This is a genomic window from Mesorhizobium sp. M0001 (assembly GCF_040324255.1).
GTDB lineage: Bacteria > Pseudomonadota > Alphaproteobacteria > Rhizobiales > Rhizobiaceae > Mesorhizobium.
Genome location: NZ_JAMYVS010000002.1, coordinates 776,077 through 801,477, shown reverse-complemented (window position 1 = coordinate 801,477; position 25,401 = coordinate 776,077). Strand labels below are relative to the sequence as shown.

23 protein-coding genes are annotated in these 25,401 nt (G+C 62.5%); 13 read left to right on the top strand and 10 right to left on the bottom strand.

The features are described 5' to 3' along the window. Nucleotides 1–37: 37 nt before the first annotated feature. The 3 genes from NKK50_RS08800 to NKK50_RS08790 all read right to left on the bottom strand — a co-directional run bounded on the left by NKK50_RS08800 (nucleotide 38) and on the right by NKK50_RS08790 (nucleotide 1,111). Nucleotides 38–385 carry a hypothetical protein gene (locus tag NKK50_RS08800; protein WP_023713954.1) on the bottom strand — a complete coding sequence of 116 codons (348 nt, stop codon included), beginning with the start codon at nucleotides 383–385 and terminating at the stop codon, nucleotides 38–40. A gap of 153 nt (nucleotides 386–538) precedes the next feature. Then, nucleotides 539–769 carry a hypothetical protein gene (locus tag NKK50_RS08795; protein ID WP_023670004.1) on the bottom strand — a complete coding sequence of 77 codons (231 nt, stop codon included), beginning with the start codon at nucleotides 767–769 and terminating at the stop codon, nucleotides 539–541. Between the two features lie 39 nt (nucleotides 770–808). Further along, nucleotides 809–1,111 (bottom strand): hypothetical protein, encoded by a 303-nt coding sequence (locus NKK50_RS08790; RefSeq protein WP_023683677.1) that lies wholly within the window; start codon nucleotides 1,109–1,111, stop codon nucleotides 809–811. Between the two features lie 258 nt (nucleotides 1,112–1,369). On the opposite strand from NKK50_RS08790, the gene NKK50_RS08785 reads away from it, so the two are divergent. From NKK50_RS08785 to NKK50_RS08775, 3 genes are all read left to right on the top strand, one after another. Beyond that, nucleotides 1,370–2,086, top strand: coding sequence for a response regulator (locus tag NKK50_RS08785; RefSeq protein ID WP_023670002.1), 717 nt, complete (start codon nucleotides 1,370–1,372; stop codon nucleotides 2,084–2,086). Continuing rightward, the gene (locus tag NKK50_RS08780) at nucleotides 2,083–3,492 is read left to right on the top strand and encodes an ATP-binding protein (protein ID WP_023686151.1); all 1,410 of its coding nucleotides are present in this window, start codon (nucleotides 2,083–2,085) and stop codon (nucleotides 3,490–3,492) included. The genes NKK50_RS08785 and NKK50_RS08780 overlap by 4 nt, the downstream gene beginning before the upstream one ends. 93 nt (nucleotides 3,493–3,585) lie before the next feature. Then, nucleotides 3,586–3,990: a YciI family protein gene (locus NKK50_RS08775; protein WP_023686152.1), complete on the top strand. Its 405-nt coding sequence runs from the start codon at nucleotides 3,586–3,588 to the stop codon at nucleotides 3,988–3,990. 27 nt (nucleotides 3,991–4,017) lie between these two features. Here the strand turns inward: NKK50_RS08775 and NKK50_RS08770 are convergent, their stop codons facing one another. Together NKK50_RS08770 and NKK50_RS08765 are read right to left on the bottom strand one after the other, a co-directional pair. Beyond that, nucleotides 4,018–5,493 carry a pyridoxal phosphate-dependent decarboxylase family protein gene (locus tag NKK50_RS08770; protein WP_352543268.1) on the bottom strand — a complete coding sequence of 492 codons (1,476 nt, stop codon included), beginning with the start codon at nucleotides 5,491–5,493 and terminating at the stop codon, nucleotides 4,018–4,020. A 19-nt stretch (nucleotides 5,494–5,512) separates the two neighbouring features. Then, nucleotides 5,513–6,598, bottom strand: a complete 1,086-nt coding sequence (locus NKK50_RS08765; protein ID WP_352543267.1) for a PLP-dependent cysteine synthase family protein — start codon at nucleotides 6,596–6,598, stop codon at nucleotides 5,513–5,515. Between the two features lie 202 nt (nucleotides 6,599–6,800). Here NKK50_RS08765 and NKK50_RS08760 point away from each other — a divergent pair, with 202 nt between their 5' ends. Then, nucleotides 6,801–8,831, top strand: a complete 2,031-nt coding sequence (locus NKK50_RS08760; RefSeq protein WP_352543266.1) for a transcriptional regulator — start codon at nucleotides 6,801–6,803, stop codon at nucleotides 8,829–8,831. Here the strand turns inward: NKK50_RS08760 and choV are convergent. The 3 genes from choV to NKK50_RS08745 all read right to left on the bottom strand — a co-directional run bounded on the left by choV (nucleotide 8,828) and on the right by NKK50_RS08745 (nucleotide 11,933). Then, nucleotides 8,828–10,009, bottom strand: a complete 1,182-nt coding sequence (choV, locus tag NKK50_RS08755; protein ID WP_023669996.1) for a choline ABC transporter ATP-binding protein — start codon at nucleotides 10,007–10,009, stop codon at nucleotides 8,828–8,830. The genes NKK50_RS08760 and choV overlap by 4 nt on opposite strands. Continuing rightward, the gene (gene choW, locus NKK50_RS08750) at nucleotides 10,006–10,860 is read right to left on the bottom strand and encodes a choline ABC transporter permease subunit (RefSeq protein ID WP_023669995.1); all 855 of its coding nucleotides are present in this window, start codon (nucleotides 10,858–10,860) and stop codon (nucleotides 10,006–10,008) included. The genes choV and choW overlap by 4 nt, the downstream gene beginning before the upstream one ends. Nucleotides 10,861–10,997: 137 nt before the next feature. Further along, the gene (locus NKK50_RS08745; protein WP_023686157.1) at nucleotides 10,998–11,933 is read right to left on the bottom strand and encodes a choline ABC transporter substrate-binding protein; all 936 of its coding nucleotides are present in this window, start codon (nucleotides 11,931–11,933) and stop codon (nucleotides 10,998–11,000) included. A 237-nt stretch (nucleotides 11,934–12,170) separates the two neighbouring features. On the opposite strand from NKK50_RS08745, the gene NKK50_RS08740 reads away from it, so the two are divergent. The 6 genes from NKK50_RS08740 (at nucleotide 12,171) to NKK50_RS08715 (ending at nucleotide 18,939) form a co-directional block, all read left to right on the top strand. Further along, the gene (locus tag NKK50_RS08740) at nucleotides 12,171–12,782 is read left to right on the top strand and encodes a thymidine kinase (RefSeq protein WP_023683669.1); all 612 of its coding nucleotides are present in this window, start codon (nucleotides 12,171–12,173) and stop codon (nucleotides 12,780–12,782) included. Nucleotides 12,783–12,796: 14 nt separating this feature from the next. Next, nucleotides 12,797–13,975, top strand: coding sequence for a glycosyltransferase (locus tag NKK50_RS08735; protein ID WP_023695820.1), 1,179 nt, complete (start codon nucleotides 12,797–12,799; stop codon nucleotides 13,973–13,975). 84 nt (nucleotides 13,976–14,059) lie between these two features. Beyond that, nucleotides 14,060–14,443 carry a c-type cytochrome gene (locus NKK50_RS08730; RefSeq protein WP_023686160.1) on the top strand — a complete coding sequence of 128 codons (384 nt, stop codon included), beginning with the start codon at nucleotides 14,060–14,062 and terminating at the stop codon, nucleotides 14,441–14,443. 299 nt (nucleotides 14,444–14,742) lie between these two features. After that, nucleotides 14,743–15,831, top strand: coding sequence for a hypothetical protein (locus NKK50_RS08725; RefSeq protein ID WP_023669990.1), 1,089 nt, complete (start codon nucleotides 14,743–14,745; stop codon nucleotides 15,829–15,831). A gap of 27 nt (nucleotides 15,832–15,858) precedes the next feature. Beyond that, entirely contained in the window at nucleotides 15,859–17,004 is a 1,146-nt protein-coding gene (locus NKK50_RS08720) for a hypothetical protein (protein ID WP_023751264.1), read from the top strand. Between the two features lie 24 nt (nucleotides 17,005–17,028). Further along, nucleotides 17,029–18,939: an ATP-binding protein gene (locus NKK50_RS08715; RefSeq protein ID WP_023695821.1), complete on the top strand. Its 1,911-nt coding sequence runs from the start codon at nucleotides 17,029–17,031 to the stop codon at nucleotides 18,937–18,939. Between the two features lie 68 nt (nucleotides 18,940–19,007). On the opposite strand, the gene NKK50_RS08710 is transcribed toward NKK50_RS08715, so the two are convergent. Next, a complete protein-coding gene (locus NKK50_RS08710; RefSeq protein ID WP_352543265.1) occupies nucleotides 19,008–19,145 on the bottom strand; it encodes a hypothetical protein in 138 nt (45 codons plus the stop codon). Between the two features lie 127 nt (nucleotides 19,146–19,272). Between NKK50_RS08710 and NKK50_RS08705 the strand changes: the two genes are divergently transcribed. The 3 genes from NKK50_RS08705 to NKK50_RS08695 all read left to right on the top strand — a co-directional run bounded on the left by NKK50_RS08705 (nucleotide 19,273) and on the right by NKK50_RS08695 (nucleotide 23,710). Continuing rightward, nucleotides 19,273–20,577: a DUF6638 family protein gene (locus tag NKK50_RS08705; RefSeq protein WP_352543264.1), complete on the top strand. Its 1,305-nt coding sequence runs from the start codon at nucleotides 19,273–19,275 to the stop codon at nucleotides 20,575–20,577. A 16-nt stretch (nucleotides 20,578–20,593) separates the two neighbouring features. Then, nucleotides 20,594–21,718 (top strand): DUF2333 family protein, encoded by a 1,125-nt coding sequence (locus tag NKK50_RS08700; RefSeq protein ID WP_023686165.1) that lies wholly within the window; start codon nucleotides 20,594–20,596, stop codon nucleotides 21,716–21,718. 312 nt (nucleotides 21,719–22,030) lie between these two features. Further along, nucleotides 22,031–23,710 (top strand): formate--tetrahydrofolate ligase, encoded by a 1,680-nt coding sequence (locus tag NKK50_RS08695; RefSeq protein ID WP_023683662.1) that lies wholly within the window; start codon nucleotides 22,031–22,033, stop codon nucleotides 23,708–23,710. Nucleotides 23,711–23,771: 61 nt separating this feature from the next. Here the strand turns inward: NKK50_RS08695 and NKK50_RS08690 are convergent, their stop codons facing one another. After that, complete coding sequence (locus tag NKK50_RS08690) at nucleotides 23,772–25,088, bottom strand: hypothetical protein (RefSeq protein ID WP_023691612.1); 1,317 nt, start codon at nucleotides 25,086–25,088, stop codon at nucleotides 23,772–23,774. Between the last annotated feature and the right edge of the window lie 313 nt (nucleotides 25,089–25,401).

Genomic DNA, 25,401 nt, shown 5'->3' with positions numbered 1-25,401 from the left:
GCTGCCGTTCACAAATTTAGGAAGTGTATGCTGCGGTTCAACGGCCCTGGCGATTGGCGACGCGACGAGCCTGGAATTGCCGTGCGCTGGATGCCGCATCCGGCCTTGATCCGGCCGCCTTGTATTCGACCCAGGCGACCGCGAGCCAGCCGAAGAAGCAGGCCAGCGCCGCGCCGGTGATCACGGTAAGCAGCAGGCTTTGCCATGGTGTGATGTATTGCCAGCTGCTGGAGATTGCCGGTGCAAACAGCGACGGCTCTGTGCGCCCGCTCACCGGATCGGGCACCGGGCTGGCGGTGAACTGGATCAGCACCCTGACCATTGCCGAGGCCACAAGGCCGCCGATGGCCATCGAGCGCAGAATGGATGAAAGCCGCTTCTTCATGCGGGCTATCCTACCGGACCGGCATTGCAAACGGGTTAAAGTCCTGGGTGGCCGGCACCCATCAACGGGTAATCATGCTCACACGACAAGGCCGCTCCAGCCGGGGGGGTGCTGGAGCGGCCTTGTTACAGACAAGCCTGTTGGCTGTCTGGATCAGGCCTTCGGGGCGTCCGTCTTGACGACCTTCTTCGCCTTCTTGTGCTTCTTGACGGGCTTCTTGGCGACGACCTTCTTCACCGGGGGCTTGGCGGTCGTGGTCGCCGGAGCGGTGGTCGTGGAAGCAGCCGGAGCAGCGGTCGTGGTGGCAGCGGCATTGCCCAGAGCCGGCATTGCGAAAGCGAGAGCGACGGCGAGACCGGTGGCGGAGAGGATGGACTTTTTCATGGCTTCATTTCCTTCTTTGTGCGGGTCGTGTTTCGAGTGTCACTGAACCGGGTCGATCGGTGTCACTCCAAGCAGCTTCAAAGCGTTCGCGAGCATCCGGATACCCTGTGCCTGTTTCTTGTTGGCGCAGAACCGGTTTCCCTTTCTTTGCAGTGCTTTCGCCGCGGTGACCTGCGTTGCCGCGGCATGGGTTTCAAGGGCTTCGTCTACCTGGCGATTGAGATCGATGCAGCGCTCGCTCCTTGTGATCGGCGTCACCTTTGCGGTTGTGGCTCCGACCGCGGCTGTGACGAGCGGAATGCTGAGCAGCGCACCCATCAAGCTGATCGTGAACCTGTGCATTGGTGATGTCCGTTACTCCGGAGACTTCGCGTCGCAGCCGATGTCCTGACCGCCACGGCACCCTTTATGCCCTTGATTTTTTTCGGGAGTTTTTCCGGACTATAGAATTTTGTTTCTGAATTGTTTCTGGCAAATCGGCTTTGCGGGCGATCATCGCCGCTGGCCAACATGTGGCCAGAATTCTATCGTGTGGGTGACGCCACAGAAGCAGACTCAGAAGGCAGCCGCCGACCGGCCGCCAGCAATGACAGGATCGCCGTGAAATCCGATGCGCACATACTGATCGTCGACGACGACAAGGGCATTCGCGACCTGCTTCAGGAATTCTTCCAGAAGCGCGGCCTGCGCACCACGGTTGCCGCCGACGGCGTCGAGATGGAAGACATACTGCGCCGCACGCAGGTAGACCTGATCGTGCTTGATGTGATGCTGCCGGGAAAGAGCGGGCTGGAGCTCTGCCGCGACCTGCGCGCCAGCTACTCGACGCCGATCATCATGCTGACGGCGGTCACCGAGACCACCGACCGCGTCGTCGGCCTGGAAATGGGCGCCGACGATTATGTGCCCAAACCCTTCGATCCGCGCGAGCTGCTGGCCCGTATCCGCGCCGTTTTGAGGCGCAATGGTGCTGCCGAGCCGAAGCGGGCCACCACCAAGCAGATCTATCATTTTGCCGGCTGGACGATGGACTGCTCGCGCCGCCGGCTGATGGCGCCGGGCGACGTCAGGGTCGAACTGACGATGGCGGAGTTCAACCTGTTGCAGACCTTCGTCAAAAGCGCGCAGCGCGTCCTCACCCGTGACCAGCTCATCGAGCTTTCCGGCGGTGACAGCGACTATTCCTTCGACCGCAGCATCGACATCCTGGTCAGCCGTCTCAGGCGCAAGATGGAAGACGACCCCAAGACGCCGAAACTGATCCTGACTGTGCGCAGCGGCGGCTACCAGTTCCTGCCCGAGACCACCTCCGAATGAGACGTTTCCTGCCGCAAACCCTGCCGGTCTGGGTTTTGCTCATCGTCATTGCCGGCCTGCTGATCAGCCAGGTCGCCACGCTCTACATCGTCTCGCGCGATCGTGCCGTCGCCAATGACGAGGTCGATCTCTACCGGCTTAACGACCGCGCCTATTCGCTGGTGCAGCTGATGCATGACGACACGCCGGAGCAGCGCAAGCTGACGGCCTCCGGTCTGTTCAACGCCACCTATGCGCTCACCGTTTCGGACACGCCCGCGGTCACCTCGTCGATCGCCGGCGACGACGAACTGGCCGAACTCGAGGACATCCTGGTCGGGCGGCTGTCGAAATTCGGCATCACCGACGCCCGCGTCCGGCGCGATCCGGCAACCCAGGCAGCCAACGCGCCTGGCGGTGTGGCCGTGACCAAGGATGTGGGCGCGGTGGAGCGTGACCTGTTATCGCTGGCGGCCAGCTTCGCCCAAAGCGACAAGCTGACGGCCTCTGTCCGCTTCGCCGACGGCCAATGGCTGAATTTCACCGAGCCCAACACGCCGGTCGGACCGATATTGAGCTTCGACAGCCTGCCGCTCTATTCGCTGATCGCGGCCCTGGTGGTGATCATGTCGATCTGGTCGCTGCGCCGGCTGACGGCGCCCTATCGGATGATGGAAACCGCGGTCAACCGGATCGGCACGGATCTGAAGAGCCCGCCGATCGCCGAGACCGGCAGCCGCGAAATCCGCGCCGCGGCCAAAGCCGTCAACGCCATGCAGGTCCGGCTGCGCGACTATGTCGAGGACCGCGAACATCTGGCCGCCGCGCTCGCCCACGATCTGCGCACGCCGCTGACCCGCATGCGGCTGCGCCTCGAACTGTTGCGCAGATCGACCGCGCGCGAGGCGCTGGCCCACGACCTCGCCGACATCGAGAGCATCGCCAGCTCCGTCATCGACTTCGCCACCTTCGAAGTCACCGAGGAGAAGAGCGAGCGGATCGATTTCTGGTCGCTGGTGGAATCGATCGCCGACAGTTTCGAGGACGTCACGTTCGACCATGACGGCGCCAGGCCGCGTGGCATGATCTGCATCGCGCGACCGGTGGCGCTGAAGCGCTGCGTCAACAATCTGGTCCAGAATGCCGTGACCTACGGCAAGAAAGCCCATGTCAGCCTGCGGCAGTCGGACGGCACGGTCACGCTGGTCATCCGCGACGAGGGGCCGGGCATACCGCAGGCGCAGCTCGACCAGGTGTTCGGTTCCTTCGTGCGGCTGGAGCAATCGCGCAACCGCCAGACCGGCGGTCTCGGCCTCGGCCTGACCATTGCCCGCAACATTGCGCGTGCCGCCGGCGGCGATGTCAACCTGTCCAACCGTCCCTGCGGCGGCCTGCTGACGGAGCTCAGCCTGCCGCTGGCGGCATGAGGCAGCAGACTAGCGTCTCGATGGGCACCGGGGGTGGATCAGCCAACCCAACCTTGCAATAGTGCAGCCGCTCGAACAGGAGGAGATCGCCGCATGTTTTACGCCATCCTGGCCTATCACGTCGAACAGACCATCCAGTCCCTGACGCCGCAGCAGGATGCGGCGCTGATGCACGACCTGCTCGAAGTCAACGCCAGGCTGACCCGCGAAGGCAAGCTCGGGCCGGCGGCAAGACTGGGCGCGACCGCCGACGCCGTGACGCTGCGCGGTCCGGGCGAAGGCATCGTCATCGACGGGCCGTTTGCCGAGACCAAGGAACAATTGCTGGGTCTTTATGTCCTCGACTGCGCCACGCAGGAGGCGGCGATTGCAGCCGCGCGCGACTTGCGCCGCGTGAATCCCTCGGCAGTCTACGAAATCCGGCCGATCACATTTTACCTTCCCGGCCTGGCGTTCCCCGTGACGAAGGGCGATTTCCAGGAGGCCGCCAGCGGCTGAGAGCCGCTTGCTCTACCCCATGGCCGGTCAGGCAGAAGCGATCTCGTTGCCCAGGCGGACCGTTTCGGCGACGAGAAGGTCGAGATCCTCGCGCCGGGTCCGGTGGTTGTTGATCGCCACCCTGAGGCAATGCCGGCCTTGCACCGTGGTATCGGAAATGGCGGCGGTTCCGTCTTCCTGAAGCCTCAGCATGATCTCGGTGTTGAGCGCTTTCGCGCGCTCGCCATCGAGACCATCCGCGCGATAGCGGAAGCAGACGATGTTGATGCTGGTCGGCGCCGTCAGTTCGAGCGCTGGTTCGGCCGCGATCAGCCCTGAGAGATACTGCCCCTGCGCAATGTTCTGGTCGATCAGGCGGCCGAATTTTTCGACGCCGTGTTCTCGCAATGCCATCCACACTTTGAGTGCCTTGAAGCCGCGTGACGTCTGCAGGCCGTAATCGTGCAGCCATTGGCCGGAGGCGAGGCCGCGCGGTGTCGACTCCAGATATTCCGGCGTCACCGCGAAGGTCTTGCGATGCGCCGAGGCATCCCGCACCAGCGCGCAGCCTGCCTCGAAAGGCGCATGCAGCCATTTGTGCGGATCGAGCGCGATGGAATCGGCCCATTCGATGCCGGCGACGCGATGTGCATTCTCAGGCGCGATCGCGATCAGCGCGCCGATGCAGCCGTCGACATGGAACCAGAGGTCCTCCTCATGCGCCAGCTTGGCCAGCGCCTGCAGATCGTCGATGGCGCCGGTGTTGACAGTGCCGGCGTTGCCGATGATGCAGGCCGGCTTGAACCCGGCCGCGCGATCTTCCGATATCGCAGTCCTCAAACCTTCAATGTCGATGCGCAGGCCGGCGTCGCTGGCAATGCGGCGCAGCGCCTTGTTGCCGAGACCGAGCGCTTCCATCCCCTTGCGGTGACAGGAATGGACCTGGTCCGAGCCATAGAAACGCAACGGCTTTTCGATGGCGGCAACGCCGTGCTCGCGCACGCCGATGCCGGCCTTGGTGTTGCGCGCCACGGTGAGCCCGATGATGTTGGCCATCGAGCCGCCGCTGACCAGCGTGCCGCTGGCCGAAGCCGGCATGCCCATCATCTGCTTGCACCAGTCGACCACCTGGCCGTCCATCAGGGCGGCGGCATGGTTGCCGCCGCCGAGATTGGAGCCCTGGATTGCCGCCAGGAAATCGCCGATCGCGCCGGTAAAATTGCTCGACCCCATATACCAGGACCAGAAGCGCGGATGGATGTTGCCCATCGGATAGGGCATCACCTTGTCCACGACATCGCCATAGATGTCGGCAAGCGGGGTCGGCGATTGCGGCAGCGAGGCGGTGAAGAAATCCCTCACATCTCCAGGCATCTCCTGCCACACCGGCCGTTGCCTGACATCGCGCAGGTAAGCGACGGCATCGTCAACGATCCGATGCGACAGGCTTTGCACATCGGCCCAGTCCGAGGGGTCAAGCGTTTCCTCGGTACTGGTAGCCGAGTGTCCAGGCATCGCGTCCATGCAATTTGCTCCCGCGTCATCATGCCGGGAACTGACAACCGGGCGTCGAGCGCGAGAGAGCAAGCTCTTCCGCATTCATCTCGGCCTCGATGCCGTCGAACAAAGGCGTGGTCATGTAGCGTTCACCGGTATCGGGAAGCATGCACAGGATCACCGATCCGGCCGGCGCCGTGCCGGCGATCTGGCGCGCCACGGCAAAAGCCGAACCGCCGGAAATGCCGGTGAAGATGCCTTCCTGCTGCGCCAGCGCCTTGGCCCATTTCATGCCCTCCGGCCCGGCGATCGGCATCACCTCGTCATAGAAGTTGCCATCGATGGCCTCCTGCAGGACGTGCGGGATGAAATCCGGCGTCCAGCCCTGGATCGGGTGCGGTTCGAAAGCCGGATGGCTGGCGGCCGGCGCTCCGCCGGCGCCACGCATCTGCGGCTTGCCGCTGCCGACAAGCTGCGCGTTGGCCGGTTCGGTGAGCATGATCCGGGTCTCAGGCCGCTCGCGGCGCAGCACCCGCGCCACGCCGGCGACGGTGCCGCCGGTGCCGTAGCCGGTGACGAAATAGTCGAGCCGCGAGCCGGCGAAATCGTTGACGATCTCGCGTCCCGTGGTAGCTTCATGAATGTCGGCGTTGGCCTTGGTCTCGAACTGGCGGGCCAGGAACCAGCCATTGGCTTCGGCCAGTTCCGCCGCCTTCTTGTACATGCCGAAGCCTTTCTCGGCGCGCGGCGTCAGCACCACCTTGGCGCCCAGCATCCGCATCAGCTTGCGGCGCTCGACCGAGAAACTGTCGGCCATCGTCACCACCAGCTTGTAGCCCTTCTGCGCACAGACCATGGCAAGACCGATGCCGGTGTTGCCGCTGGTCGCCTCGACAATGGTCTGTCCAGGCTTGAGCGCGCCGGTGCGTTCACCTTCCTCGATGATGTTGAGCGCCAGCCGGTCCTTCACCGACGCCGCCGGATTGAAGAACTCGGCCTTGACGTAGATGGTGGCGTGCGCCGGTCCGAGATTATTGACGCGGATGACCGGCGTGTCGCCGATGGTGTCGAGAATGCTGTCGAACAGGCGGCCGCGGCCGGCCGTGGTTCTGATTTTCTGCTGATGCAACATGGTAGACTCCTGGTTCTTGCTCACGGGCCGGTTACACACCGGCGGTTTGGGCGGCGAGATTTCGACACCTTGCCGCACTACAGGTCCTTGACGTGCGGCAGTGTGGTAAACACCACATTCGGCGCACAAATTTTGCGAGCCGGGTGCACTTTGTCGTGCTCGGTGGTAAAGCAGGGGCCGGCAGGTCAGCGTGGGAGCAGGCGTGGTATCTGGCGTGGAATCGAGCCTGGCGAGCAGCCATCAAGGTGTTGTCGTGCGCCTGTTTGGGCCGCCGACAATTGCGCGCGACGGCGTCCCGGTGGTCTTGCCGGCATCGCGCAAGCTGCGCGCGCTGCTGGGCTATCTGGCGCTGGCGCCCCATCCGGTCGGACGTGGCAAGCTCTGCGAGTTGCTGTGGGATGTTCCAAATGATCCCAGGGGTGAGCTGCGCTGGTGCCTGAGCAAGCTGCGGGCCGCGCTCGACGAACCGGGCCGCCGCAGGATCGAAACATCGGGCGATACGATCGCGCTCGATCTCGACGGCATCTCAGTCGACGTTCTGGATGTCGCGGCGGCGGCTGCCGCAGGCATCGAAACGCTCGAGCCGACGCGACTGCAGTTGCTCTCCGACCTGTTCGTCGGCGACTTCCTCGAAGGGCTGGAGATCGACCGCAGCCCTCTCTTCAACAGCTGGCTGACCGCGCAGCGCCGCCGTTTCGGTTCCTGCCAAGCTGCTATACTGGAACATCTGGTCAAGACGCTGCCGGCCGATTCCGAAGACGTCTCCGCCCATCTCGAAAAATGGCTGGAATTGACCCCGTTCGACAGCAGCGCCCATGTCGCACTCCTGGTGAGGCTGGCGCGGCGCGGCCAGTTCGGCGCCTGCGAAGACCATCTTGCCGCTGCGGCGCAGTTGTTCCAGTCGGAAGAGCTGGATTTCGGCCCGGTGCGCGAGGCGTGGCTGTCCATCCGCAGCGAACGGCCCTGCGCGATTTTGCCGGCACAACCGGCAGCTCCGCCCGGGCCGAACCAGGCGTCAGTCATGCCTGCCGGTTCAGAAGCCGCGACGCCGCACAAGGCTTCGCTGGCCGTAACGCCATTTGCCGAAGACGCCGGTAGCGGCGTCCGTGGCGGGCTGGCCGATGGCTTGACCCACGACATCATTACCCGCCTCGCCAAGCTCAGGGACTTCTTTGTCATCGCCCGGGGCTCGGTCTTTGCCCTGGCGGAAAGGAACATCGCGCCGGAAGATGCCGGCCGAAGGCTGAATGTCGACTATGTCGCCACCGGCACGGTGCGCAGCGCGACGGGTCGCCTGATCGTCACTGTCGAGCTTGTCGAGGTTCGCACGGCCAGGATCGTCTGGGCCGAGACCTTCGAGCGCAAGGCCGAGGACATCTTCATTGTCCTCGACGATATCGGCAACAGCATCGTGGCCTCTATCTCATCCGAGATAGAGATGGTCGAGCGCAACCGCGCCATGCTGAAGGCGCCCAATTCGCTCAATGCCTGGGAGGCCTACCATCGAGGACTCTGGCACATGTATCGCTTCACCCGCAGCGAGAACGACCTCGCACGGCATTTCTTCGACATTGCTGTCAGGCAGGATCCGACCTTCACCCGCGCCTATGCCGGCCTCTCCTTCACCCATTGGCAGAGCGCCTTCCAGCGCTGGGGCGACCGCGACCAGGACAGCGTGCTTGCCTTTGAGGCGGCCGGCCAGAGCCTTTTGGTCGACGATCATAATCCCGCCGCGCACTGGGCGATGGGCCGGGCGCTGTGGCTGCGCGGCGAGGGTGACGCGTCCGTGCTCGAACTGCAAAGAGCCGTCGACCTCAGCCCGAACTTCGCGCTTGGCCACTATGCGCTGTCCTTCGTGCATTCGCAGTCGGGCGACCCGCACGCGGCGATCGGATCGTCGGATCATTCGCGCCATCTGTCGCCGTTCGACCCGATGCTGTTCGGCATGCTGGGCGCACGCGCCATGGCGCATGTCCGCCTCGGCCAGTTCGACGAGGCGGCCGAATGGGCGCTGAAGGCGGCCGCCCGCCCCAACGCACATGTCATCATCCTGTCGATCGCCGCCCACTGCCTGGCGTTGGCTGGGCGGCTGGACGAGGCGAAAAACTTCGCCGCCGCCATCCGCAAGACGCTTCCGGATTACCGAGCCGACGACTTAATCGACACCTTCCGCTTCGACCGGGATGCCACAGCCCTGTTCAAGCTCGGCGCCACGCGCATCGGTCTGGCTTAACGCCGCAACACCGCGCTCAGCACATCGCGTATCCCGATCGCGCCGACAAAGCGCGACTGGTCGTCGAACAGCGCCACGGGTGCCGTCTGCGAGCGGTGCATGGCCAGCATCACCGTCTTCAGCGACGTGCCGGGGTTGGCCCAGAACACCTGCGCCGTCTCCTCCGGCTGCGCCTCGACATCGGCGCATGAAACCCATACCGCCGGTTTGCCGTCGCGTTCCGCCGCCGCCACCAGCCCGTGCTCGTCGATCTTAAAGCGCGTCGTCTTGCGCCGGTCGAGCCACACCCAGCCATTATCGCCGTGCTCGAGGTCGCGGCTGTCGCGCATGACGTTCCAGGCGGTCAGCACCGACAACGGATTCACATTGGCGATGAAGTCGCGGACATAGTCATTGGCGGGCTTGAGCACGATGTCTTCCGGCGCCCCGGTCTGCACGATGCGACCGCCCTCCATGATGGTGATGTGGGTGCCGATCTTCAGCGCCTCTTCCAGATCATGGCTGACGAAGATGATGGTCTTCTTCAGCTCCGCCTGCAGCTGCAGCAATTCGTCCTGCAGCTTGGTGCGGATCAGCGGATCGAGCGCCGAGAACGGCTCGTCCATCAGCAGGATCGGCGCCTCGGTGGCGAAGGCACGGGCCAGGCCGACGCGCTGCTGCATGCCGCCGGACAGCTCATGCGCGTATTTCTTCGACCACTGGTCGAGATTGACCAGTTTCAGCTGGCGTTGCACGCGCTCCTTGCGCTCTTGCTCCGGCACGCCGGCGAGTTCGAGGCCGAGGCCGACATTCTCCTCCACCGTACGCCAAGGCAGCAGGCCGAACTGCTGGAACACCATCGCCACCTGCTTCTGCCGCAGCCGCCGCAGCGTCGCCTGATCGCAGGTCACGACATCGACGATATTGTCGCCGTCCTTGACCAGCACCTGGCCGCGCGACACCACGTTGAGCCGGTTGACCGCCCGCAGCAGCGTCGACTTGCCGGAGCCGGACAGGCCCATCAGCACCGAGATTTCGCCCTCATGCACGGTCAGGCTGGCGCCGGCGCAACCCAGCACATTGCCGGTCTTTTCGAGGATTTCGGCGCGCGTGGCGCCGCCGTCGATCAGCGCCAGCGAACCGGCCTGGTCGGACCCGAAGACGATATCGACATTTTTGAAATCGACGGCGACGGTCATTTCTTGCCTCCAACGCCGATACGCGTCATCCGGTCGAGCACGATGGCGAGTACGACAATCGCCAGGCCCGCCTCCAGCCCGAGATCGATGCGGCGCGAGCCGAGCGCGCGGTTGATTTCAGTGCCGAGGCCGCCGGCGCCGATCAGTGCTGCAAACACCACCATCGACAGCGACAGCATGATCGATTGCGTCAGCCCGGCCATGATGGTCGGCAGCGCTGAGGGCAATTCGACCTTCCACAGCAGCTGCTGCTTGGTGGCGCCGAACGCCTCGCCGGCCTCGATGATCGACTTCGGCACCGAGACGACGCCGAGATGGGTGAGCCGGACCGCGGTCGGGATGACGAAGATGATGGTGACGATGAGGCCGGGCGCGTTGCCGAGACCGAACAGGGTCAGGACCGGGATCAGGTAGACGAAGGTCGGCAGCGTCTGCATCAGGTCGAGCACCGGCAGCATGATGCGGTAGACCTTCGGCTTGTGCGCGGCCCAGATACCGAGCGGCACGCCGATGGCCATCGCCATGGCGGCGGCGGCCACGACCAGCACCAGCGTCTGCACCGTCTGCTTCCAGAGATTCTGGTTGATGATGAAGATCAGGCCGAGAAAGACGCCTATGGCCAGCGGCCGAGAGCGCTGCAGCAGCCAGGCGATGATGGCGATGATCAGCGCCAGCAGCACCGGCGGCACCATCAAAAGGATGCCGACCAGCCCGTCGAGCAGGAAATTGAGGCCATTCGAGAAGGCCCTGAACACGGTGTCGAAATTGTCGGTGAGGAAACCGAAGAACGCCTTTCCCCAGGCGCCGATCGGTATCTTGTGATCGACCATGAATTTCGAAATCGGATCCATATCGCCCCTCTCATGCGAGAGACCGCCTGCTTCCGGCCTCCGCTGTCGTTAGGTCATCTTCTCACAGGATATGAAGAAGGGCAGCCTTTTCTAGATTGGCTGCCCTTCCTGGTTCGGCTTTGCCGAATTCAGTCGGCTCAGCTTCCGAGCGCGGTCTTGACCGCCGCTGCCGCATCGCCGCCATCGAAGGTGGTGACGCCGGCAATCCACGGCGCAACCGCGTCAGGGTGCTTCTTCAGCCAGTCGGCTGCGACCGTGTTGGCGTCGCCGCCCTTCAGGATCGCGTCCATCATCTCGCCTTCCATGTCCAGGTTGAATTTCAGGTTGGCGATGAACTTGCCGGCATTCGGGCATTCGGTGGTGTAGCCCTTGCGCACATTGGTGTAGACGGTGGCGGCGCCGAAGCCGCTGTCGCCCATGCCGTCGAGATAGGTGAGCTTCATGGCGCCCATCACCGGATGCGGCGTCCAGCCGAGGAACGCGATCCACTCATTGTTCTTGATCGACTGCTCGGCCTGCGTCAGCATGCCGGCTTCCGAGGACTCGACCAGCTCGAAGCCTTCGAGATTGTCCTTCGGGTTCTTGATCATGTCGAGGATGATGCGGTTGCCGTCATTGCCCGCCTCGATGCCGTAAATCTTGCCGTTGAACTTGTCCTTGAACTTGCCGATGTCGGTCAGCGACTTGACGCCGGCCTCCGCGACATAGGTCGGTACGACGATGCCGTAGCCGGCGCCGGTCAGGTTGGTGCCGATCGTCTCGACCGAACCATCGGCGGTGTAGTCCTTGATGTCGTTGGTCATCGACGGCATCCAGTTGCCGAGGAAGACGTCGAGATCCTTGTTTTTCAGCGACGCCATGGTCACCGGTACCGATAGCTGGATCGTCTGCGGCTCGTAGCCGAGCGCGGTGAGCAGCACCGAAGCGACGCCGGTGGTTGCCTGGATGTCGGTCCAGCCGACATCGGAAAGGCGCACCGCCTTGCAGCTCTCCGGATCGCCGGCAAGTGCAGCGCTCGTGGACAGAAAAGTCGCCAGGCCGAGGCCGGCGACGAAGGTGTTCATACGCGACATTGGCAGTCTCCCATTGTGATTCTTTGGCGAAGCGTAGTTACGGTTTCTCTGCCCGCCTTGTTTCGTCAGCCAAACACCATTCTGGTGTGGTTTCAAGCGCTAAGACAATCACGATCAACGGCGCGGACTGGCCAAACAGCGACACGCCCGCCGCTTTTTCGATTGCAGACGGCTTTTCCCATCAAATGCAGCGGTGCCCTCTCCCCGCGCCGCGCCAACTCGGCTTAAAAGGACGGCATGGCCAAGCTCTACTTCCACTATGCGACGATGAATGCCGGCAAAACGACAATGCTGCTGCAGGCGTCCTACAATTATCGCGAACGTGGTATGACGACGATGCTGTTCGTCGCCGGCCACTACAGAAAGGGCGACACCGGGCTGATCTCGTCGCGCATCGGCCTGGAGACGGAGGCCGAGATGTTCCGCGACGGCGACGATCTCTACGCTCGCGTCGCCGAGCATCACGAACATACGACGGTGCATTGCATCTTTGTCGACGAGGCGCAATTTCTCGAGGAAGAGCAGGTCTGGCAGCTCGCCCGTATCGCCGACCGCCTGAACATCCCGGTGATGTGCTACGGCCTGCGCACCGATTTCCAGGGCAATCTGTTTTCCGGTTCGCGAGCGCTTCTCGCCATCGCAGACGATCTGCGCGAAGTGCGCACCATCTGCCGCTGCGGCCGCAAGGCGACGATGGTCGTGCGTCTCGGCGCTGACGGCAAGGTGGCCAGACAAGGCGAACAGGTGGCGATCGGCAAGGACGTCTATATCTCGCTGTGCCGCCGCCACTGGGAAGAGGAAATGGGCCGCGCCGCGCCCGACGATTTCATTGGCTTCACCAGAGGCTGAACGGCCGGGACAACATGAAAATTCTGCAGTTCACAGTCGATTGCCCGTTTCCGCCGGTCTCCGGCGGAGAGATCCGGAACGCCGCCAATGCACGCGCCCTGGCATCGATGGGCGAGGTCCTGACGGTAAGCCTGACTGGCGCCCCGGCACCCTCCACACCGCCGAACATCCGTCACCGGATCATCGAGGCAGCGCGCGGCAGGGCGCCGTGGGGCAGGCGCGGCCCGCACCCGACCGTGCATATGATGCCGGACGACGAGCTGGCCGAAGCCGACGCCATCTGGAGGGAATTCGCGCCCGATCTCGTGGTAATCGAGGAGATCGTGCTTTCGCAGCTGCTGACGCTGGCGCCGAAGCATCGCGCGCGCACCGTCCTTGACCAGCACAACATTGATTCCCGGACGGTGTCCGACCGGATCGCCGGCCTGACGCTGTGGCAGCAAATTCGAGACTGGCGCCAAAACAGGCGAAGGAAGGCAGAGGCGCGCGAAGCCGACAGGTGTGCGGCTGCCCTGGCCGACCAGGTCTGGGTTTGTTCGCGGGCCGACGAAGCGCTTCTGTCCGCTCTCGGCCCCGTCAACGACGTCAGGTTCGTCGCCAACCCCATTCCAGACGAGAGCGTGCTTTCCCTGCCGATTGCTGCCGAGCGCTTCAGTGAACTCAGCCTGTGTTTCATAGGCCATCTCGGCTATTTCCCCAACATCGATGCCGTCAAGCAGATCGGCCGCGCGATGGCGCCGCGCCTCGCCGCCTCCGGCCGGCCCTGGTCGATCACCGTCGCCGGCAGAAACCCGCGCGATGTCGTGCGCGGTCTATGCACCAGGCATGGTCTGCGGTTGATCGAGAACCCGCCGCATCTGCCGGAATTGCTTGGCCGCGCCGGCTATGCGCCGATCCCGCTGCACTTCGGCGGCGGAACCCGCATCAAGGTGCTGGAGGCGATGGCGGCGGGCCTTGTCGTCGCCGCTACCGAAAAGGCCGTCGAAGGGCTTGGCCTGCAGGCGGGCAGGCATTTCCTGTCCAGCGACGATGCCGGCAAGTTGGCATTGAAAATCATCGATCTCGCGACACGCCCGCAAGCGGCCGCCGAGATGGCGGAGATCGGCCGCGCTTTCGTGCGCGACAATCATTCGTCGGCGGCGATTGAAAAGCAGGTCAAGCAGGCGGTCGCGGCGATCCCGCGCACGGATTGAGCCCGGCTGCTATCCACCGGCATACGGCGTTTGTTAAGGCCTGCAGCCTATTTTGCCCTCAGCCAGAGCCAGCCGGGAACCGCCATGCTTCGAGCCATTTCATCAGCCCTTGTCATTTACTTGGCCGGTATCCTCGCCGCGCTGGCCGACGGCGATGCAGCACTTGGCAAGAAAGTGTTCTACCGCTGCATGGCCTGTCACGAGGCGGCAAGCGACCGCGACAAGGTCGGCCCGCATCTCCTCGGTATCGTCGGCCGCACCGCCGGCACCGCCCAGAATTTCAACTATTCGCAGGCCATGAAGGACGCCGGCGCGGCCGGCCTGGTCTGGGACGAAGCCAACCTCAAAGCCTATCTTGGCGCTCCCAAGCTGAAAGTACCCGGCAACAGGATGGGCTTCTCCGGCCTGAGCAGCGACGAGGACATCGCCAACGTCATCGCCTATCTGAAGGCCGATCCGAAGCCTTGAACGGCGCGATGCGTAGCGTGATCTCGCGCTTGCAACTCATTGGGCCCTCTATCGAATTCGGGACACCTACACTGTCCGAGATCGACTGCTTCGCAGACGCCAAAGTTCAATGACGGTTGAACGACACTTGGCCGGCTGGTTAATCACGCCATGACCCCGCCTTCATTGCCTTTCAAGACGCCCGCGTATGTTTTTGTTTTCGGGGCGGGTCTTGTCTTGCGTCTTTCAATCCCCTGATACCCCACATATATTCGCCGCTGTTCGCAGCCAGCGACCGGAAGCCGAAGCGGGAGGCCCCTATGGCGACATTGCAGAATTTCGATGCCGAAATTGCCAAGACCAGGCAGGTCGTGCAGGACATGCGCTCCAAGATCGAGCAGTCCGGCACCGTGCTTGATACGCTGGCCACCGCCGACAAGAAGATCGGAGACGCCAATTTCGACATCGAGAATGCCCGCATCGAGGACGTGCTGAAGCAGCAGAAGGTGATGGAAGGCAACATCGCCGACCTGATCATCGGGCTGGAAGACGCCACCAACGTCTTCGGCACTGAATTCGAGAGCATGAAGAACTACACCGGCTGGGAAAGCTTCGTCGGTGTCTTCTCGGCGCAACGCAAGCAGCGCATGCGCACCGACCGCGTCCGCAACATGTCGCTGGCCGGCAATCTGCAGGAGCTTCTGGTCAAGTCCGACACCATCGTCGGCATCCTGAAAGCGCAGAAAGAGGTCCTCGACCAGCGCTACAAGACCTCGGAAAACAGCCTGTCGCAGGTGATCGAGCGCCGCAAGGTCACCATGACCAACCTCGAGGCGGTGCAGAAGCGCATCGAGGAGGTCAATCCGCTGCTGCTCGACATCGAAAACAAGATCGCCGCTTCTACCAGTCAGAAGGAGCGCACGCAGCTTGAGGGCGAGCGCTCGAAACTGGCGACCGAATACAATGAAAAGCAAGCCAAGGAGCAGGAGCTTCTGGCCGAGAGCCAGACGCTGGAACGCTACACCTCGATGTTCCAGACCTTCGTCGATTCGCTTAACAATCAGATCGCAGCCCAGTCGACGCTTATCAACAAGCTGACCATCGATACCGAGCAGCGCATCGTGCTCTACAAGGCACTGGAAGATTCCTTGAAGACCGCCGCCCAGCAGGATGTCGCCCACAAGATCAACACGCTGGGCAGCCAGGTTGACAACACCGCCGAAGAGACCATGGCCGGCATTGGCGCCGCCTCGCAAAAGCACATCGGCGATCTTCTCGAAATGCACGAGAAGAACATGGTCGCCAGCTCCGACATCCAGCGCCGCAAGAAGCTCGCCGACGACGCCTTCGCCCGCCGTTTCGACGACGTGATGAAGAAGCACAATTCGGCCAACTACGTGCAGTCGTAAGGAGCGGCTGCACGCGGGCACACCGGCATGACTCCCGAAAACGAAGCGGCGGCGCGCTATTTTTCCGCCATCACGGCGGCACTCAGCGGCCTCGAAGTGTTCATGCGCGACGACCGCTCGCCGCTTTACCGGCACGGCATCGTCGCCAAGATTGTCGCCGAATACATTGCCCGGCTGGACAAATCGTTTTCCTGCTGGCGCAACCGGCTCGGCTTCATGGACACGTTCCGCATTTCGCGCGCCGACAGCGGCTATCCCGTCTTCCAGAACCTGCTCGAACTGGAAAACGACCGCCGCCAGGCCGAGGCGCGGCTGGCCAACATTCCGCTGGCCGGCGAATTGCGCGAGGAAATGGCCGACTTCATCCTGCGCCACAAGGAATTCCCCGAAGCGCTGCAGAAGTCGATGGCCGAGCGGCTCTATCTCGAGGACGTCAAGAGCGAACAGACTTTTGGCCCGTTCTCGCTGGCGCAGACGGCCAAGGTCTCGGTCAATCCAAAGACCGGGCGCCCCTATTACCTCGTGCACTGGGCGAGCTTCGACGGCAGCGCCAACCTGCCGCTGGTCTACATGGTGACGGTGGAGGATTCCTCCGAAAGCATGATCCGGCAGCTCGTTGACAGCAGCGGCAAGCTCAATGAACGGGTCGACATCCCGCTGCCGGTGGACGGCCTGCTCAACCCCGAACTCGCCCATCGCTTCGACGATTTCACCGAGAAGAATTCCGCCTACACGCTTTCGCCCGCAACGATTGCGGTCAATCTCGACAAGGATTTCGAGCCGCTGCACCCTAAGCAGCTGCGCCGCGTCGTGCTCGGCCCCTTTTATTCCGCAGGCATTACGGACAACAATTCGACCGTGACCGAGGTGCTGGCCAAGGTGCGCAAACCGGAAAATGCCTGGCTGCTCACCTGGACCATCCAGGAGGTCTACTCCAAGGGCGAGAAACCCGGCCGCAAGGGCCTGTTTTCGAGCGAGAAGACCACGCAGGAATTCTTTATCAACACCGACGATCTCGAAGCCGCGCGCCAGGGTGTGTCGAGCTACGAGAACCACGCCCTGATCTCGCACGAAGCCTATCAAGCACTCTACGCCGCCGGCGAAGCTCAAAAGATCTTTTCCGGCTACAAGGTTCACATCCTGTCAAATGGGCAGGTGATTTCAGATGTCTGACCGTCACATCGCGGAGCATCCTTCATGGACACCGGCCTGACCACCATTCCGGAAGCGGCTATCGAAAAGCACCGCGCAACCGCGCAAAGCTTCATCACTCGCGTCGTCGTGCTGGAGGATCCTTCACGCGAATCCGGCACCGCGCTTGCCGGCACCAATCGCCGCTTCGTCTCGACAGTCTCGGTCGGCTCGGTGCGCCGTACCCGCGAGGTCGAGCTTACCAAGACCGTCGCCGCGATCCATCCCGACGACCAGTTGATGAGCATCCCGCAGCACACGCTTTTGTTTCGCGCCCGCCGCGGCCTGGCGATTGCGCTCGCCATTTCCGATGTCTTCGCCGAAGGCTCCGACCTTGAAAGCCTGCAGGCCAAGAACACCCGCGCACCGCTCGAAGGCGATGAAGCCGCGACCTTCAAGAAGCTTCTGTCAGCCTCTGCTTACGTTTCGGCCTTCAGCCTTGCCTCCTATCTGTTCCAGCTGATCGACAGCGATGGCGAGGCGCCCAACGATATCCCCGAACCCGACTTCCTGTTCGACACGCCGCAGGACGCGGTGAAGTCGATCGTGGCTGGGTTGGACAAGGCGATCACCGGGTCGAAGGACGATGGCGACCTGACGACCCGGGCGCGTGCTTTCGCCCGTGTTGCCATTGACGGGCTCTTGGCCCGTAAAGGCCGCTTCGACGGCATCGGCCCGTTCGAGAACGCCCATATCCGCATCGACGCCGACGATTTCACCCTCGACGGCTTCGACGTCGCGCCCGGCAAGCGCTCCAAGCCGCTGGTGATGACCTTCAAGAAGCCGGAAGAGGTCGTCGGCAACCACATTGCCAAATACCAGTCGGTCAAGCTCGCCAAGATGCTGATGGCCTACGATTTCGAGCGCGAGCTGAACCCGTTCGTCGAACTCGGGGGCTTCCTCTTCACCTTCATCGGCGACGGCGCGCCGGGCACCGGCAAGACGACGCTGATCCAGATGATCGCCGGCCTCGTCAACAATTATTGTCAGGTTGCCGGCTATCCCTTCGCCTATGAGAATTTCGGCGTCGACCAGATCTCGTCCTACCAGGGCAAATCCGGCCAGAATTGCCGCCAGTTCATCAACAATGTCTTGAACCCACGCGTCATCGGTTTCGGCACCGTCGACGACATCGACCAGGTGGCGGCCCGCCGCTCCGACGACCGCGCCTCGGCCGGCCAACAGGAAATCACCGGCGTCTTGATGGACGCCTTTGCCGGCGCCGGCACGGTGGTGCGCGGCAATTGCTCGTTCGGCATGTTTTCCAACTATCCCGAAAATGTCGACGATGCGCTGCGCCAGCGCGCCGGGGCCCGCTGGCTGGTCGACGGCCCACAGAGCCGCGACGACTATATCGACATCTTCGTCCTGCTTGCCGGCAAGAACCACAAGATCCCACTCGGCGACCACAAGCTCTACGCCGCGCAGGAGATCCAGCGCGCGGTGACCGAAGCCTATGAGGAGCACGAGAAGCCTCAGGAAGACGGGCTGATGAAGGTCTATGAGCGCTACATGAAGGAGAATGGCGCGCCGAAATCGATGGCCGACATCGGCACTTATCTGCACCTGATCAAGGATGCCGAGCCGCGCTTCACCGGCCGAGCCATCAAGAACGTCACCGACGCCATCAAGATGCGCGCCATGGACATCGAGCTGCCCGACGACTGGTTCGAGAAGCCGGAAGTCTTCATGCACAAGGGCTACGACGAAAAGAAGGCCATGATCGAGGAACTGCGGGGGCCGTTCTCGATGGACATGGTCATGCAGGAGATCAACCGCTACGCCGACTCGGAGTTCCGCTATTCCGACAAATCCGACGACGCCGCGGTGGAGAAGCTGCTGCGCGACGCACGCCTGCGCGAACGGGCGGGGCGCGAGATGGAGGAGATGAAGAAGAAGGGGCTCTGGAATGCGTGAACTTCCTTCGCTGCCCGCGGGTGCTGAAAGGCTTGGCGCTAACGCTGACGCCCCCCTCTCCCCGTCCTTCACGCGGCGAGGGCAAGGGTGAGGGGCGGCGCATGCGTGGACCAGAGATCGCTCCGACCATACTGGCAGCTATCGAACAGCGCCTCGATCGGGACATCCGGACCAATGATCTTCGATTTATTGCCGCCAAAGGCCATGGGGAGACATGTCCTTGAATGCTAGCGCTGCCCCTCACCCTTACCCTCTCCCCGTGAAGAACGGGGAGAGGGAGGCGTCAGCGTTGGCGCTTCGCCACAACAGGCAACGCCGCTCGGAACGTTCTGCATGAGCCACGCCAAAAAACCCGACCTTCTCCGCGACAATGAGCTGATCTACGGCCGCTTGCTCACCGTCGACGAGTCGCACCTCATCCAGCGCTACAACAGGGCGCTTGTTGCCTTCGGCCTCAAGCCCACCAAGCTGAAGAGCTTCCAGATCGACCGCACCGGCTTCTCGCCCGAAGTGGCCGAGGAATGCGGCGATTACGATTATCTCGACCCCAATGAGGTCAACCGCCGCTTCATCATCCTGACGCCTTCGCAGATCGATCTGCCGGTGGTGCACACCGCCTTTTCCAACACCTCGCAGCTGATGTTCGAGTTCATGTCCAAGAACCAGCGCGCCATCGATGCGCTGACCATCAAGGATGTCATCTACGGCGAGATCGAGGATTCCGTTCCCCTGGTCAACGACATCGAGGATCTGCTGTCGATCAGCCAGGTCGAGTTCCGGGTGCTTTCGGCCGAGGACGTGCTGGGCAAGGCCGCCGAACTCGGCAAGCTGGTCGACCGGCTGAAGCAGGAGCCCGATGCCTGGCGCGACAACACCATGCTGAGCCGTATGGTGGAGCTGGCGAAGGTCTGCGGCGATATCCGTGAGAATGCGCTGGTGCCCGACCAGGTGATCTTCCGCCACAACGCCTACTGGACCAGCCATTTCGGCGGCGTCTACGTCTTCGTCGATCCTGATATGACCACCGTCATCGGCGACCCGGCCGCCCCCGGCTTTCGCCGTTCGCGGCCCTGGCAGGTCAGCTATCTCTCGATCAACGATGCCGACAAGGTGTTCAAGTTCCTGGCCAGCACCGGCCGCATCGAATTGCCGCGCGCGTCATGGGTCGAAAGCTCGGGCTATCTCGAGCATCGCGCCGAGATGGTGGTGCGCTCTCTCATCCGCGACACAGAGCCGAACCGCAATTTGACCGAGGTCGACAAGGTCTGGCTGCAGACCTGGATCCATGGCCATGCCGATCTGATCACCAAGGACGGCAATTTCCCCTTTCTCAACGCCGCCAAGCGTGAGATCGCCCAGCTCGGCCATCTCAAGATCGAGGATGTGTTTCCGCAACAGCGCTTCCTGGTCGTGCGTGGCAAGCCCGACCATCCCGACGCCTGGCTGACCAACCAGCTGATCTCGGATTTCGTGCCGCAGGACTTTGTCTCGCGTTACGTCTTCAACAAGCCGGGCTTCTACAAGGACTATGACGGCTACAGCGACGCCTGGCGGTCGCATGTTGTGGACGTTCTGAAAACCACATATTTGAAAGACAAAGTGGCGTTTCGCACGCGCCTTTACGGCCTGACTGACTGAGGGGTGAACGAGAGCCATGCTTGATCCGATCGTGAATTTCTTCACCCGCATCTTCCAATGGATCGGCCGCGGCATCGGCCTCGTCATCGGCGCGATCCTGTGGCCGTTCCTCTGGGCTGGGCGCTGGTATACGCAGCGCGGCTGGATCCTGAAGGCTGTGGTCGGCCTCGCGCTTCTGGTATTGATCGGCCTCTACGCCAATTTCTTCTACGCCACCCAGTGGTGGAACAAGTTCGATCCCAACTACGTCGACAAATACACCTTCGAGAACCGCAACATTTCCGCCGGCGAACAGGTCGCCGCCGGCGCCGGCACCGACACCGCCAAGACCTGCGGCAATTCGGGCATCGCCCAGGTGGCGGCCGACCTGACGGACTTCAACGTCAACCAGAATGCCTGGATCTCGTCGATGATCCTCTACAAACTCGGCCTGTTCGGCATCGACTGGGACAACACGCCGTTCATGGACAACAAGGCCTCGTTCCAGCGCGGCATCAACCAGGCGGTGCGGCGTACCGCCACCGAGCTTGCCGACAATCTCGGCCGTGTTCGCACCACATCGCAGATCGACGGCGACCTGCAGGATGCGCGCGGCAATCTGCAGTTCGACGAGGAGACCTGGTATTTCGGCCTCAACCCGTTCGGCCCCAAGACGCCGACGCCGAGCTATTATCGCGATGCCGTCACCAAGCTACGCTCCTTCAACGCCCGCCTCGGCAGCTGCCAGGCGACGTTCGATGCCCGCGCCGACAATCTGAAGCAGTATATCGACCGCATCTCCTCCGACATCGGTTCCACCTCCGCGATCCTCAAGGAGCGCGCCGAAAACCATAACAATGGCTGGTTCGACTTCCGCGCCGACGACCGCTTCTGGTTCGCCTATGGCCAGCTCTATGCCTATTACGGCCTGATGAAGGGCGCCCAGGCCGACTTCGAGGACGTCATCAAGGAAAAGCATCTCGGCAATCTGTGGGACACGATGGATGCGCAATTCGTCTCGGCCCTGCGCATCCAGCCCTTCATCATCGCCAATGGCCGCGAGGATGGCTGGATCATGCCGACGCACCTGACGACGATGGGTTTCTACGTGCTTCGCGTGCGCTCCAACATGGTCGAGATCAGCAACGTCCTGACTCAGTAGCGTCCACAGCTTTCCCGGCGAGCGATGGCGAATTTGCGCCGTCGCCTCTGTCGCATTCCGTGCATTGGGCGGCTGTTTTGAGACGGCGGAACGTCGCGTCCTCTGGCTTCTATACGGCGCGGCAACGGAGCCAGGAAGAACCGGCGACAGGTCGGCCGGCCGCGGAGACACTTTCTTCATAGGAAACATAGTTGCATGCAAGTTGACGCCGCGGGAGCGACAGGGTTAGAACATGCCCGCGCCCTGGTTCAACATGCCTGCGAGTGAGATCAAACCCGTCCCCTCCACCGTCCAATCCGAAGGAAAGCCGTCATGGCCGAAGTGAAGTCCGACATCGAGATCGCGCGCGGCGCCAAGAAAAAGCAGATCCAGGAGATCGGCGCCAAGATCGGCATCCCGACCGAGCACCTTTTGCCCTACGGCCACGACAAGGCGAAGATTTCGGCCGAATTCATCAAATCGGTGAAGGGCAACAAGGACGGCAAGCTGATCCTCGTCACCGCCATCAACCCGACGCCGGCCGGCGAAGGCAAGACGACCACCACCGTCGGCCTCGGTGATGGCCTCAACCGCATCGGCAAGAAGGCGATCGTCTGCATCCGCGAGGCTTCGCTCGGCCCGAATTTCGGCGTCAAGGGCGGTGCCGCCGGCGGCGGCTACGCGCAGGTCGTGCCGATGGAGGACATGAACCTCCACTTCACCGGCGACTTCCACGCCATCACCACGGCGCACAATCTTCTGTCGGCGCTGATCGACAACCACATCTACTGGGGCAATGAGCTCGGCATCGACACCCGCCGCGTCGCCTGGCGCCGCGTCATGGACATGAACGACCGGGCGCTGCGCGAAATCATCTGCTCGCTCGGCGGCGTCGCCAACGGTTATCCGCGCGAGGCAGGCTTCGACATCACCGTCGCCTCTGAAGTGATGGCTATCCTGTGCCTGTCCACCGACCTCAAGGATCTGGAAAAGCGCCTCGGCGACATCATCGTCGCCTACCGCCGCGACAAGACGCCGGTCTATGCCCGCGACCTCAAGGCCGACGGCGCCATGGCGGTGCTGCTGAAGGACGCCATGCAGCCAAACCTGGTGCAGACGCTGGAGAACAACCCTGCCTTCGTGCATGGCGGCCCGTTCGCCAACATCGCGCATGGCTGCAACTCGGTGGTCGCCACCACCACGGCGCTGAAGCTCGCCGACTACGTCGTCACCGAAGCCGGCTTCGGCGCCGACCTCGGAGCCGAAAAATTCTTCGACATCAAGTGCCGCAAGGCGGGTTTGAAGCCGGCGGCTGCCGTCATCGTCGCCACCGTGCGCGCCATGAAGATGAATGGCGGCGTCAAGAAGGAAGACCTCGGCAAGGAAAACATCGAGGCAGTCAAGAAGGGCTGCCTCAATCTGGGCCGCCACATCGAGAATGTGAAACAGTTCGGCGTGCCTGCGATCGTGGCGATCAATCATTTCACCACCGATACCGAGGTGGAAATCCAGGCGATGAAGGATTTCGTCGCCTCGCTCGGCGCCGAGGCGATCCTGTGCAAGCATTGGGCCAATGGCTCTGCCGGCATTGAGGAGTTGGCGCGCAAGGTCGTCGAGATCGCCGAATCCGGCGCCTCGCAGTTCGCGCCGCTCTATCCCGACGCAATGCCGCTGTTCGAGAAGATCAACACCATCGTCCAGCGCATCTATCGCGGCGACGAGGCGATCGCCGACAAGTCGGTGCGCGACCAGCTGCATGCCTGGGAGCAGGCCGGCTACGGGCACCTGCCGGTCTGCATGGCCAAGACCCAATATTCCTTCTCGACCGACCCGAACCTGCGCGGCGCGCCGACCGGGCACACCGTGCCGGTGCGCGAGGTCAGGCTTTCGGCGGGCGCCGGCTTCGTCGTCGTCATCTGCGGCGAGGTCATGACCATGCCCGGCCTGCCCAAGGCGCCGTCCTCGGAAAAAATCTTCCTCAACGAGGCCGGCCAGATCGAAGGCCTGTTCTGAGATTTGTCTCGACAACCAAGGGCGCCGCAGCCATGCGGCGCCCTTTTGCTTGCCGGGCTTCTCACGCCACTGTCGAGGACCCGAACTTCTTGATCCCGGCGACCGACATGCTGACGAACTGGTCGAGAATGGTGAAGAAGATATCCAGACTGAACCCAAACAGGAAGGAGAAGGTGAAGAGGCTGAAGCCTATTCCCGAAGCCTCCTCTCCAAGCTTGGTGCCCGGTGCTACAAACCAGGCAAGCACCATGCCGGCCAGCGCCCCCAGTGCGATCCTGTGGATCAGCCGCGACAGCGGTGGATTGGGCAGCAGCGGATTGAGGATCATCCGCATGTGAAACATGATGGCTCCGAGCGCGCCGTAGAAGGCCGGGAGTATCCACAAGGCATATGGGCTGAGAACCTCGTCCAGCGTCTTTATCTGCGCGGTCAGCGTGTAGATCGAGTTCGGCGCGATCGTGATCACTCCGTCGCACTGCAGGCTGCGCGTTGCCTCGTCGAAATCGGCATTCACGTCCGTCACTTTTTCCGAAGACGTACCTTCAAGATTGTTCGGGTTTTTCTTTTCGGTGTTTATCTGCGCGCAATAGGCATCCGGCTGATTGGGGAGCTCCTTGAGCTTGTCTGGAGGCGTGGATTTACTCACCCCCAGCGGCTGGTCACAGAACTGGTCTATGGCACCTTGCTGGGAATACTGAGCCTGGCCCGCCGCTACGCCATCTGCCGTGGAGGTTGAATAAAATTTGCAGTACATCCATTGCATTCCCCAGATCGGGAATTGCGCGTCCTCAGTCATGAACCCTTGCGCTCTTCTCACCAGGGAGGAAAAGCGCTGGTCGAGAGCGTGAAGGCTATCTTCCGAATTGTAATAGGCGTCCTTCAGAAGCGTCAGATCCGTGGTCGAAGCCTGCTCGGACGATGCCGAGCTCAGTTGTTTCTTCGTCGCCCAAACCTGGCGTATCGCCTGTCCGAACCGTGCGCTGAAATCATTGTTGTCGATTTCTATGAGTTCGGAGTTTATCGCGACTCCCTTGTTGTAAATGTACGTCAATCTTCCGGTTACAACCATGAAAAGCACGGAAAGAGCCACGAGAAAGTACGTCGCCAGCGCGGTCTTGCGCGACATGTCACCGGGCGACCAGCCCGATCGCAGTGCCGCCAGGGTGGCAAATGGCACGGTGCCGGAACAATCGTTGAAAACCGTCTGAAGATTGACGACCTCAGGCTGGCTGGCCGTCGCATCGTCGAGCTTTTCGGCATTGCCGATGGCCGCAAACAGGGAACTGTCCTTGAACACACCGTAGCGGCCGTAGTTGGCGACCAGCTTGGCGTCCGCGATGAGTCCAGAAACGAGAGGGTCGGCCGGTGTCGTCGTCATCGTGAAATCCCCCCGCCTGACGACTACCCTAGATAGCCCGGCACATAGCCGTATTGCGACGGGCACCCGCACGGATATCCGGGCGGGCCGGGCGGCTGCGCCCAGCACCAGAAGGATTGAGTGAAGCAGATCGTCCCCGGCGCGTGCGAAGGGACCTGGGCGAAAGCGGGCCATGGCAAGAGTGCCGCGGCACCAGCCAAGGCGAGAACGACTGTAGTTCGTGCAATTCGCGCTTTCACTTGTTTCTCCCGGGGAAGTCTACCCCGTCCCACCCCTTGATCCAGATATACCGTTCCTCGGAGAGAGGCCTTCG